Source organism: Tessaracoccus massiliensis, assembly GCF_000826065.2.
Classification (GTDB): Bacteria; Actinomycetota; Actinomycetes; order Propionibacteriales; family Propionibacteriaceae; genus Arachnia; species Arachnia massiliensis_A.
On sequence record NZ_LN623543.1, the window covers coordinates 686,838 to 698,103 of the forward strand.

The following is an 11,266-nucleotide window of genomic DNA, read 5'->3' on the forward strand; positions in this document are numbered from 1 at the left end:
GTTCGCAGTGGGTTCTGACGGGATCAGAACTGGTAGAACCGCACGATGGCGGCGAACTCCTCGGGCTGGAGGCTGGCGCCGCCGACGAGGGCGCCGTCGATGTCGGGCTGCGACATGATCTGCGCCACGTTGCCGGACTTCACGGAGCCGCCGTACTGGATGCGCACCGACTCAGCGGTGGCCTCGTCGTACAGCGCGGCCACCTCCTTGCGGATGGCGCCACACACCTCCTGGGCGTCCTCCGGGGTGGCGACCTCGCCGGTGCCGATGGCCCACACGGGCTCGTAGGCGATGACGAGGCCGGCGACCTGCTCGGCCGTCAGATCTGCCAGCGTGCCGCGCACCTGGTTCAGGGTGTACTCGACGTGCTCGCCGGCCTTGCGGATGTCCAGGCCCTCGCCCACGCAGATGATGGGGGTCATGCCGGCGGCCAGCACCTTGGCGGCCTTGGCGTTGATGAGGGCGTCGTCCTCGCCGAAGTACTCACGGCGCTCGGAGTGGCCGACGATGACGTACTGCACACCCAGCTTGGAGAGCATAGCTGTGGAGATCTCGCCGGTGTAGGCACCGTTGTCGTGCTGCGAGACGTTCTGGGCGCCGAGCCCGAACTTCAGGCGATCACCGTCGATGAGGGTGCGCACGGTGCGCAGATCCGTGAAGGGGACGCACAGGACGGCGTCGGACTTCTCCGGGTCCCACTCCTTGTCCACGAGGGTGTAGTGGAGCTTCTCGACCAGGCCGGTGGCCTCGATGTGGTCGATGTTCATCTTCCAGTTGCCGGCCATGATGGGCTTGCGGGTCATCAGTTGTTCCCTTCCAGGACGGAGATACCGGGCAGTTCCTTGCCCTCGAGGAATTCGAGCGACGCGCCACCGCCGGTCGAGATGTGGCCGAACTCGTCGTCGGCGTGGCCGAGGGCACGCACGGCGGCAGCGGAGTCGCCGCCGCCGACGACCGAGAGGCCATCGACCTCGGTGAGCGCCTTGGCGACCGCGGCGGTGCCGTGGCTGAGTTCCTTGATCTCGAACACGCCCATGGGGCCGTTCCAGAACACGGTCCTGGCGCCCTTGATGGCATCGGCGAAGAGCTTCTCGGTCTCGGGACCGATGTCGAGGCCCATCTTGTCTTCGGGGATGTCGTCGACGGAGACGACCTCCACCTCGCCCTTGACGGCCAGGTTGTCGAAGTCGGCGCCGTCGGCGACGCGGGCGTCGACCGGCAGCAGGATGGTCTTGCCGGCGGCCTCGGCCTGCTCGAGGTATCCCTTGCAGGTTTCGAGGTTGGACTCGTCGAGCAGCGAGGCGCCGACGTTCTTGCCCTGGGCCTTGAGGAAGGTAAACATCATGCCGCCGCCGATGACCAGCGTGTCGGCGACCTTGAGCAGGTTGTCGATGACCGAGAGCTTGTCGGCGACCTTGGCGCCGCCGAGCACGACGACGTAGGGACGCTCAGGCGACTCGGTGAGCTGCTTGAGGACGTCGACCTCCTTGGCCACCAGCGAACCGGCGGCGTTGGGGAGGAGGCCGGCCACGTCGTAGACGGAGGCCTGCTTGCGGTGCACGACACCGAAGCCGTCGGAGACGAACAGGTCACCGAACGCGGCGTACTTCTCGGCCAGAACCTTGCGCTCGGCCTCGTCCTTGGACTCCTCGGCCTTCTCGTAGCGCACGTTCTCCAGCAGGGCGACCTCGCCGTCGGTCAGCGACTCGACGGTGGCCTTGGCGGATTCGCCGACGACATCCTCGGCGAGCTTGACCTCGGCGCCCAGCAGCTCACTCAGACGTGCGGCGACGGGTGCGAGGGAGTACTTGGGGTTGACCTCGCCCTTGGGGCGGCCGAGGTGGGCCATGATGACGACGCGGGCGCCGGCGTCGCGCAGTGCCTTCAGGGTGGGCAGCGCGGCCTTGATGCGGCCGTCGTCGGTGATGTTCTTGTCGGCGTCCAGCGGGACGTTGAAATCGCAGCGGATGAGTACCCGCTTGCCGGACAGATCGCCCAGCTCAGCAACGGACTTCACTTCGGTCCTCTTTCTTTCGTTTGTCGTTGGGTGACAACGGCCCCGCAGCCCCTTCTCGGAGCCACGGGGCCGTTGTCTCAGACCACAGGTGTGGTGTTGATCAGAGCTTCTCGCCGACCATGACGGTCAGGTCGACCAGACGGTTGGAGTAGCCCCACTCGTTGTCGTACCAGCCGAGCACCTTGACCTGGTTGCCGATCACCTTGGTGAGCTTGGCGTCGAAGATGCAGGAGGCGGGATCGGTCTCGATGTCCTTGGAGACGATCTCGTCCTCGGTGTAGACGAGCACCTTGCCGTCGGCGGCCTTCTTGACGATCTCGTTGATCTCCTCGACGGAGGTCTCACGCGAGGCCTCGAAGGTGAGGTCCGTGGCGGAGCCGGTGGGGGTGGGCACGCGCATGGCGTAACCGTCCAGCTTGCCCTTGAGCTCCGGGAGGACCAAAGAGACGGCCTTGGCGGCACCGGTGGTGGTGGGCACCATGTTGAGGGCCGCGGCGCGCGAGCGACGCAGATCCTTGTGGGGGCCGTCCTGCAGGTTCTGGTCCTGCGTGTAGGCGTGGATGGTGGTCATGAGGCCCTTGGCGATGCCGATGCCGTCGTTGAGCGCCTTGGCCATGGGGGCGAGGCAGTTCGTGGTGCAGGACGCGTTGGAGATGATGTTGTGCGCGGCAGGATCGTACTTGTCGTCGTTGACGCCCATCACAATGGTGATGTCCTCGTTCTTGGCGGGAGCCGAGATGAGGACCTTCTTGGCACCGGCGTCGATGTGCGCCTGGGCCTTGGTGGCGTCGGTGAAGAAGCCGGTGGACTCGATGACGATGTCGACGCCGAGGTCCTTCCACGGCAGAGCCGAGGGATCCTTTTCAGCGAAGGCCTTGATCTCCTTGCCGTCGATGATGATGGCGTCGTCGTCGTAGCTGATCTCACCGTCGAAGCGGCCGAGGATCGAGTCGTACTTGAGCAGGTGGGCCAGCGTCTTGTTGTCGGTCAGGTCGTTGACGGCAACGACGTCGAGATCGGCGCCCGCGGCGACGAGCGCGCGGTAGAAGTTACGGCCGATGCGGCCGAAGCCGTTGATTGCAACCTTTACGGTCATGAGGATGAGATCCCTTTCGAGCTACCGAGCGCACGGATGCGCAGATGGACATATTCATCCTAACGACTCGAGCACCTCGAACAAGAGGGGGGTCGGATTAATGAGCGAACTTTCCGCTCCTTGACCGCTCAGTTGACGAGCGTGAACTCGGCGAAACGCCACGTGTCGACGGCGGAGCGGCCGAGGCCCGACGCATCGGATCACTCCGGTTCACGCAGGTCTGCCGGGAGGCTGGCCTCCGTGGCGGGGATCCCCCGATCCTCGGCCACCTTGTCCGCGGTGGCGAGCAGGCGGCGGATGCGCCCGGCGATGGCATCCTTGGTCAGCGGCGGGTCGTGCAGCTGGCCGAGCTCCTCCAGGCTGGCCTGCCGGTTCTGCAGCCGCAGGTTGCCCGCCTCACGGAGGTGGTCCGGCACGTCGTCGCCGAGGATCTCCATGGCGCGCTCCACCCGGGCGCTGGCCGCGACGGCGGCGCGGGCGGAGCGGCGCAGGTTGGCGTCGTCGAAGTTGGCCAACCGGTTGACGGAGGCGCGCACCTCGCGCCGCCTGCGGCGCTCCTCCCAGACGACGCGCGTCTCTGCGGCCCCCATCCGGGTGAGCAACTCGGCGATGGCGTCGCCGTCGCGGATCACGACACGTTCGACGCCGCGCACCTCGCGTGACTTCACGGCGGTACCGAACCGGCGGGCCGCGCCCACCAGCGCGAGGGCGGCCTCGGAGCTGGGGCACGTGATCTCCAGCGACATGGAGCGTCCGGGCTCCGTCAGGGAGCCGCGGGCCAGGAAGGCGCCGCGCCACACGGCCACGGCGTCTGCCACGGAGCCCCCCACGACGATGGGCGGCAGGCCGCGCACGGGGCGGCGGCGCTGGTCCACCAGGCCGGTCATCCGGGCGAGCTGTTCGCCACCCTGAATGGCGCGCACCGAGTAGCGCGGGCCCCTGCGCACGCCGGAGGCGTTAATGACCAGCAGATCGGTGTCGATGTCGTACAGGTCAGCGATGAAGGTGCGCAGCCTGCGGGCCGCTCCCCCGGTGTCGAGCTCGGCCTCCACCACGATGCGGCCGCCGACCAGATGCAGGCTGCCCCCGAAACGCAGCATGGCCGCCACCTCCGCCCGCCGGACCGACGGGTGCTGAGTCACAACGGAGGCCAGCTCAGCCTTCACCTTCTGCGTCAGAGCCATGGGCGAAGTCTGCCACATCGGCGGGCCGGGGTTCAGGGCGCGATGACTTCGCTGAATACCGAGGCGAGGCGGTGGCGGTCGTGGGTGGCGGAGCCGTCGCGCGCCGCCACGTCGGCCCGCACCAGGCGGCCACCGAGCGACTCCACATAGGCCTCGATGTGTTCATCATCGGCGGTGAAGTTACTGTCAGCGATCACCACGTCCAGGCGCAGCCCCGGCGCGTGCTCGGCGAGCAGCTCGACGTGCCGGGCTGCGGAGAAGCCGTCGGTCTCGGCCGCCGAGGTGATGTTGAGCACCAGCACGCGCCGCGCCTGCGTCGTCACGATGGCCTCAGCCAGGTCCGGCACCAGAAGGTGCGGGATCACGGAGGTGAACCAGGAGCCCGGGCCGAGCACGACGGTGTCGGCGGCCATGATCGCCTCCACCGCCTCCGGCCGCGCCGGGGGCTCATCCGGCACGAGGCGCACTCGCTGCACCTCGGAGCGGGTCTTGGCGACGGTGGCCTGGCCGCTGAGGGTGCACACCTCGTCGGGCGCGAAGGGGTCAAGACCCAGCACGTCGGCCTCGATCTCCAGCGGCACGGAACTCATGGGTAGGACGCGGCCGCGGGTGCGCAGCAGGTCGCCCACCATGTCGAGGCCCTGCACCGGGTCCTCGAACTGCTGCCAGAGCCCGGCGATGAGGAGGTTGCCGATGGCGTGCCCGCCCAGCGGACCGTCCCCCGAGAAGCGGGCCTGGAGCACGCTGGCCCACGTGCGGCCGGCGTGGTCGTCGGAGCAGAGGGCGGCCAGCGCCATCCGCAGGTCCCCGGGCGGCAGGCAGCCGAACTCGTCGCGCAGCCGACCAGACGAGCCGCCGTCGTCGGCCACTGTCACGACCGCGGTGAGCTGATCCGTGACGCGGCGCAGCGCCGTCAGCGACGCGGCCAACCCGTGGCCGCCGCCCAGCGCCACCACCTTGGGGAGCCTCTGCATGGTCACTCCTTCCCCAGGTCGCGGTGCAGCACCGTGGTGGGGAAGCCCTGTTCCCGCAGCCGCATGGACAGTTCCTCGCTCATGCTGGTGGAGCGGTGCTTGCCGCCGGTGCATCCGAGGGCGACGGTCACGTGCCGCTTGCCCTCCTGCAGGTAGCCGGGCGCGACGGTGGACAGCAGCTCCACCATGTGGTCCTGGAAGCGTTGCGCCGCGTTGTGCTTGAGCACATACTGCGCCACGTCCTTACTGAGGCCGGACTTGGGCCGCAGTTCCGGGATCCAGAAGGGGTTGGGCAGGAATCGCACGTCGAAGACCATGTCGGCGTCGACGGGCACCCCGTTCTTGAAGCCGAAGGAGATCAGCGCGATCTTGAGCTTGTCGGTGGCCTCGTCTCCGAAGTGGTTGGCCACGCGCTGGGCGAGCTGGCGTGCCGACAGGCGGGTGGTGTCGACCACGATGTCCGCCGTGGCCCGGATGTCAGCCAGGAGCCTGCGTTCGCGGGCGATGCCCTCGATCAGCCGGTCCCCGCCCTGCAGCGGAAGCGGGCGCCGGTTGGATTCCTGGCGCTGCACGATGATGTCGTCCTCCGCCTCGAGGAAGACGGTGGTGATCCGGGCGCCCCCCTCCTCCAGCGCGGCCAGCGCGGCGGGGAGCTGCTCGAACTGCTCCCGGCTGCGCACGTCGGCGACGACGGCGACGCGCTGCACGCCCTCCCCCAACAACGTCTCGGCCAGCGTCGGCAGCATGACGGGCGGGAGGTTGTCGACGGTGAACCAGCCCAGATCCTCCATCGTGTGGGCGGCCGTGCGTCGCCCGGCACCGGACAGGCCGGTGATGAGGGCGAACTCCTGGGGGGCGACGTCGGTCATGGCCACCACCCTAGTGGGCTGGCGCTGACATATCCTCTGGACATGACAGCGTCCTGGGCCCACGCCTCGCCGGCCGCTGAACAAGCATGCCCGCGAGCTCCAGCAAGGTTCAACCGGGCGAACACCTCCATCCAGCCGTCCTTGATACCCGTGACATGCCCGGCGTTCCTACGGGCCAGGACTTCGGGCTTCGGACAAGACGCTCGATGGTCTCCACCGTGGGTTCCTCGTTGATCTCATAGACGTCCCTGATCTGCGCAATGCTCACCGCCTGCAACACCTCGCCCGTTTGGCCAGATCATCGCCTCTCAGGAGCCTCCCAAACCGTCTGTCACGGCCCGTGGTGATAGATCCATCGTTGCTGGGAGCTATCTGACAGCAGTGGCGCTTGAGGTGTCGGATCGTCTGCGGGTGAGCGACCTCAACTGTCTTCGGGCAGGCCGCGGGCGTGGAGCGCCTCCCCGGTGCGCTGCGCGTAGGCTACGGCGCCCACGACGGCGGGGGTGAGCAGCCGCGCGAGGTTACGCTCCTGGCCGCGGGCCCGCGCCGCGCTCCGGGCGTCGGAGATGGAGCCGGCCAGGAACGGGATGGAGCGCAGCATCAGCGCCACCATCAACGCCACCGCATCCGGGTTGATGCCGACGTGGCGCAGCACCCGAAGGCCGCGGCTGAGCGCGTCGAGCAGGTCCGCCGTCGAGGTGGTCAGCGTGAGCATCCGGGCGGCCAGCACGGCCAGCAGCATGTTGCCGGCCGTCACGAACGCCGCCTCCCAGCGCTGCCCGATCAGCTGGTAGAGCGCGAGCAGGGCCAGGAAGAACCAGATGTAGTACCCGAAGCTGAAGATCCTGCGCAGGCCGACGCCGGAGGTCAGCAACGCGGCCAGCACCAGGATGAGGGGCACCAGCGTGGCCCACCAGCTGAACAGGAAGATGGGCGGCACTGCGAGGGTCAACAGCAGCACGTACTTCGCGCCGACGGGGAGCTTGAACAGCCAGCCGTCGCCGGGTTCGAAGACGCCCAGGATGCTGGTGTGGACGCCGCTCACCGCACGGCCTCCGCCATGGTGCGGGTGTAGAAGTCGATAGCCTCGGCGGGCGCACCGTCGGCGACGATGCGGCCGCCGTCGACGACCAGCACCCGCTCGGCGTCGTGGGCCACCTCCAGATCGTGGGTGGAGAAGATGATCTGCTGCTCCAGTTCCGCGAACACGCGGCGCAGCATCAGCTTGTTACGGAGATCCAGCAGCGTGGTGGGCTCGTCGGCCACCAGGATGGCGGGCTCGACGGCGAGCACGCTGGTGAGCGCGACGAGTTGCCGCTCTCCCCCGCTGAGGTCGTAGATGGACTGGTGCGCGACGTGCCCGATCCCGCGGGCCTCCAACAGCGCGTGCGCGCGGGCGGTGCGCTCCGCCCGGTTGCGGATGAGACTCCGCAGGCTCAACTCGATGTCCTCCACCGGGGTGGACATCAGGAGCTGGGCGAGCGGGTCCGTGAAGATGAACCCCACCTTCTGCCGCACGGCCCGGCCGTTCTTGCCCGCGTCGAGCCCCTCGACGAGGACCTGCCCGGACGTGACGGTGCGCAACCCGTTGAGGAGCCGTAGCAGGGTGGACTTGCCTGAGCCGTTGGCGCCGATCACCGCGATGCGCCGTTCGGCGAGGTCGAGGGTGACGCCGTCGAGCAGCACCCTGTCGGGGTCGCCCTGCCGTGAAGCGGGGACGACCACGCGGGCATCGCGGAGTTGGATCATCGGCCGAGCAGCCTCGGGAACGCCTTGTGGACGGCCACCGCAATCAGGACGGCGAACAGAGACTTCGCGGCGTCCCAGAGCCAGAACGGCATGTCGGTGGCAATCATGGTCTCCACGAAGGGCTTGTCCAGGTAGTTCGCGAGCCAGCCCACCCCGATGGGCAGCACCACTAGGTAGCGCGACAGCAGGCAGCCGAGGAAGAACCACACCGGCGTCACGGCCGAAAGCCCCTTGCGCAATGCCCACTGGGCGACGTAGCCGATGACGATGGATCCGATCACGAAGCTCACCAGGTAGCCGCCGGTGGCCCCCAGCAGCACCGACAGGCCCGCCTTCCCGCCGGCGAACACTGGGAGACCTGCCGCGCCGACGACGATGTACAGCAGCACGGCGGCAGCGCCACGCCACGGCCCGAGAATCAACGCGGCGAGCGCGACACCGAGGGTCTGCAGCGTGAAGGGCACCGGCCCGAGGGTGACGGTGAGCTGCGAGAGCGCCGAGAGCAGCGCCGCGAAGACCGCGATGTAGGCGAGGTCTGCGGGCGCAAACGCCTTGGTACGTGGCGCGTCGATGGTGGCGCTGGTGGACATGGGGTACTCCTTGAATGGTCGGATGAGCCTATCTAACCACCCCTTTTGAACACCGTTCAACTCGGGCCCGCCGGTTGAGCCTACGCCTCCGAGCTTGCGAGGAGCGCGGTCGTGTCGAAACCGCCAGGCGTTCCTTCGGCATCCTTGTCAGCTCGCCGGGTTTCGACACGCTGCACCCCTCGTTCCTCGCGGGCAGCGGCTCGCCAGCGCGGTTCGGCTCACGAAACGTGCTACGTCTCGGTGACCTCACCGGTGGTGAGGTTGATGGCCTCGCCGCCGGTGTCGGCGACGGCCGCCTTGACCGAGGCGGCGAGCCGCGGGCCGAAGCCGGGGACCTCGGCGATCTCCTCGACGGTGGCCTGGCGCAGCTTCCGCATGGAACCGAAGTACTTCAGGAGCGCCTTGCGGCGCAGCTCCCCCAGGCCGGGGACGCCGTCGAGGACGGATTCGACGACGGTCTTGGCCCGCCGCGACCGGTGGTGCGTGATCGCGAACCGGTGCGCCTCGTCGCGCAGCCGCTGCAGCAGATAAAGCCCCTCGGAAGCGCGGGGCAGAATCAGCGGATACTCCTCCCCCGGCACCCACACCTCCTCCAGACGTTTCGCCAGGCCGCACAACGCGATCTCGTTCTCCAGGCCGAAGTCCTTCAGGACCGCCGCAGCGGCGTTGACCTGCGGAAGGCCGCCGTCGACGACGATGAGGCCGGGCGCGTAGGAGAAGCGCGCGGCCTCGCCGGTGGTGGCGTCCACCTTGACGTCGGAGGCGCGGTCGTCGACGAGGCGGCGCAGTCGTCGGCTGAGCACCTCCGTCATGGCGGCCACGTCGTTGGAACCCTCGAAGCTCTTGATGATGAAGCGCCGGTACTCGCTCTTGCGGGGCAGCCCGTCCTCGAACACCACCATGGAGCCGACGGTTTCGGTGCCCATGGTGTGGGAGATGTCGTAGCACTCGATGCGCAGCGGCGGCTCCTCCAAGCCGAGGGCCTCGGAGACCTCGTCAAGCGCCTGCGAGCGGGTGGTCAGATCGGTGGTGCGGCGCAGCTTGGCCTGCTCGAGGGCCATCTGCGCGTTCCTGACGACGGTGTCGAGCAGCGCTCGCTTCTCCCCGCGCAGCGGCACCTTGATGTCCACCTTGCCCCCGCGTCGGGTGGTGAGGTGTTCGACCAGGGTGTCCTCCGCCTCCACCGAGGCGAGGATGTGCGGCGGAATCTCCAACTCATCGGTGTAGAGCTGCTCCAGGAACGCCTCGAGCAGTTCGGTGAGCGAGCGGTCGTCGGAGCGGTCCGCAATCCAGCCGCGCTCGCCGCGGATCCGGCCGTCGACGACGTGGAAGACCTGAACCGCCACCTGGTGCCCGTCATCGGCCAGACCCACGATGTCGACGCGCAGGCCGTCGCTGAGCACCACGGAGTTCTTCTCCTGCACCTTCTTCAGCGCCGCCAGGGAATCACGCAGGACGGCGGCGCGCTCGAAGTTGAGATCCGTGGAGGCCTGATACATGTCACGCTCGATGCGGCCGATGATGCCGCCGGTGTTACCCGCCATGAAGGAGCAGAAGTCCTCGGCGATCCCGCGGTGTTCCTCGGCGGAGACCCGGCCGACACAGGGGGCGCTGCACTTGCCGATGTCGCCCAGCAGGCAGGGCCGGCCGGCGGAACGGGCGCGGTTGAACACGCCCTGGGTGCAGGAGCGCATGGGGAACACCCGCAGCAGCAGGTCTACCGTCTCGCGGATGGCCCACGCCTGACCGAAGGGGCCGAAGTAGCGCACGCCGCGCTTCTTCGCTCCGCGGCCCACGAACACGCGCGGGTACTCCTCGTTCATCGTGACGGCCAGCCACGGGTAGGACTTGTCGTCGCGGTATTTGACGTTGAAGCGTGGGTCGAACTGCTGGATCCAGGTGTACTCCAGCTGGAGGGCCTCCAACTCGTTGCGCACCACCGTCCACTCGACCTTCGCTGCGGTGCGCACCATCGTCTGGGTGCGGAAATGCAGCGCCGCCGGATCGGCGAAGTAGGAGTTGAGGCGCTGCCGCAGATTCTTGGCCTTACCGACATACAGGACATGGCCGAATGCGTCGAAGAACCGGTACACCCCCGGGTCCGTGGGGATGCTGCCCGGGCTCGGGCGGTAGCTTGCGGGATCGGCCATGGCGTCAACCCTACTCAGATGCTGCGGGGTGGCTTAGGCTGGCACGATGAGTACCAGCCAGCAGTTCACGGGCGACCGCGCCGCCGTCGTCGAGCAGGTGCGCGCCTGGCGTAAGCGGCGCCGCAAGGCCTCCATCGTGCGGATCGTCACGGTCATCATCTCGCTGGTGCTGTTCGCCATCGCCGTCGCCCTGCTGCTGGGGCAGTTCAGCATGATGCGCGAGGACTACCAGCCTCAGCGCCACGTGCCCGGCACCAACGGTTCGATCTCCATCACGGAGGCCGGCTCCTACGTGCTCGTGCGGCACGAGGGAGAGCTGCCCGAGTGCACCATCAAGGACGAGGAAGGCTACGAACTGCTGCAGGAGCCGTGGCGCTTCGCTGGCGACCCGCCCACCATCGGCACCTCGTTCTACGCCGAGGCAGGCCGCTACAACGTGACCTGTGAGGGCGGCCAGGACGGCGTCGTCGCCCTGAACCGGGACGAGTACGAGGCGTCGCTGCGCGGCCCGTGGGACATCCGCAAGCCGTCGGTCCCGCTGTTCATCGGCGGCCTGCTCTTCTTCTTCGGCGGCAAGATGGCGGCCGCCCGCATCGCCCCGGAACGCGAACGGCCGCTCTACGACGCCTGACCGATC

General features: G+C 68.3%; 11 protein-coding genes. 1 reads left to right on the plus strand and 10 read right to left on the minus strand.

All coding sequences use genetic code 11. The features are described 5' to 3' along the window. Positions 1-23 precede the first annotated feature (23 nt). The 10 genes from tpiA to uvrC all read right to left on the minus strand — a co-directional run bounded on the left by tpiA (position 24) and on the right by uvrC (position 10,629). Positions 24-803 carry a triose-phosphate isomerase gene (tpiA, locus tag BN1186_RS13800; RefSeq protein ID WP_040284542.1) on the minus strand — a complete coding sequence of 260 codons (780 nt, stop codon included), beginning with the start codon at positions 801-803 and terminating at the stop codon, positions 24-26. Then, entirely contained in the window at positions 803-2,017 is a 1,215-nt protein-coding gene (locus BN1186_RS13805; RefSeq protein WP_040284543.1) for a phosphoglycerate kinase, read from the minus strand. Before BN1186_RS13805 ends, tpiA begins: the two co-directional genes overlap by 1 nt. Before the next feature lie 100 nt (positions 2,018-2,117). Further along, positions 2,118-3,113: a type I glyceraldehyde-3-phosphate dehydrogenase gene (gene gap, locus BN1186_RS13810; RefSeq protein ID WP_040284544.1), complete on the minus strand. Its 996-nt coding sequence runs from the start codon at positions 3,111-3,113 to the stop codon at positions 2,118-2,120. 200 nt (positions 3,114-3,313) lie between these two features. Then, positions 3,314-4,297 carry a DNA-binding protein WhiA gene (whiA, locus tag BN1186_RS13815; protein ID WP_040284545.1) on the minus strand — a complete coding sequence of 328 codons (984 nt, stop codon included), beginning with the start codon at positions 4,295-4,297 and terminating at the stop codon, positions 3,314-3,316. A 32-nt stretch (positions 4,298-4,329) separates the two neighbouring features. Then, entirely contained in the window at positions 4,330-5,271 is a 942-nt protein-coding gene (locus BN1186_RS13820; protein WP_040284546.1) for a gluconeogenesis factor YvcK family protein, read from the minus strand. Between the two features lie 2 nt (positions 5,272-5,273). After that, positions 5,274-6,140 (minus strand): RNase adapter RapZ, encoded by an 867-nt coding sequence (rapZ, locus tag BN1186_RS13825; protein WP_040284925.1) that lies wholly within the window; start codon positions 6,138-6,140, stop codon positions 5,274-5,276. A 421-nt stretch (positions 6,141-6,561) separates the two neighbouring features. Next, positions 6,562-7,185, minus strand: coding sequence for an energy-coupling factor transporter transmembrane component T family protein (locus BN1186_RS13830; protein ID WP_052460187.1), 624 nt, complete (start codon positions 7,183-7,185; stop codon positions 6,562-6,564). Next, positions 7,182-7,889, minus strand: a complete 708-nt coding sequence (locus BN1186_RS13835) for an energy-coupling factor ABC transporter ATP-binding protein (protein WP_040284547.1) — start codon at positions 7,887-7,889, stop codon at positions 7,182-7,184. Before BN1186_RS13835 ends, BN1186_RS13830 begins: the two co-directional genes overlap by 4 nt. Continuing rightward, positions 7,886-8,479 carry a biotin transporter BioY gene (locus tag BN1186_RS13840; RefSeq protein ID WP_040284548.1) on the minus strand — a complete coding sequence of 198 codons (594 nt, stop codon included), beginning with the start codon at positions 8,477-8,479 and terminating at the stop codon, positions 7,886-7,888. Before BN1186_RS13840 ends, BN1186_RS13835 begins: the two co-directional genes overlap by 4 nt. Before the next feature lie 230 nt (positions 8,480-8,709). Beyond that, a complete protein-coding gene (uvrC, locus tag BN1186_RS13845; RefSeq protein ID WP_040284549.1) occupies positions 8,710-10,629 on the minus strand; it encodes an excinuclease ABC subunit UvrC in 1,920 nt (639 codons plus the stop codon). A 46-nt stretch (positions 10,630-10,675) separates the two neighbouring features. Between uvrC and BN1186_RS13850 the strand changes: the two genes are divergently transcribed. Then, entirely contained in the window at positions 10,676-11,260 is a 585-nt protein-coding gene (locus BN1186_RS13850; protein ID WP_040284550.1) for a hypothetical protein, read from the plus strand. The last annotated feature ends 6 nt before the right edge of the window (positions 11,261-11,266 follow it).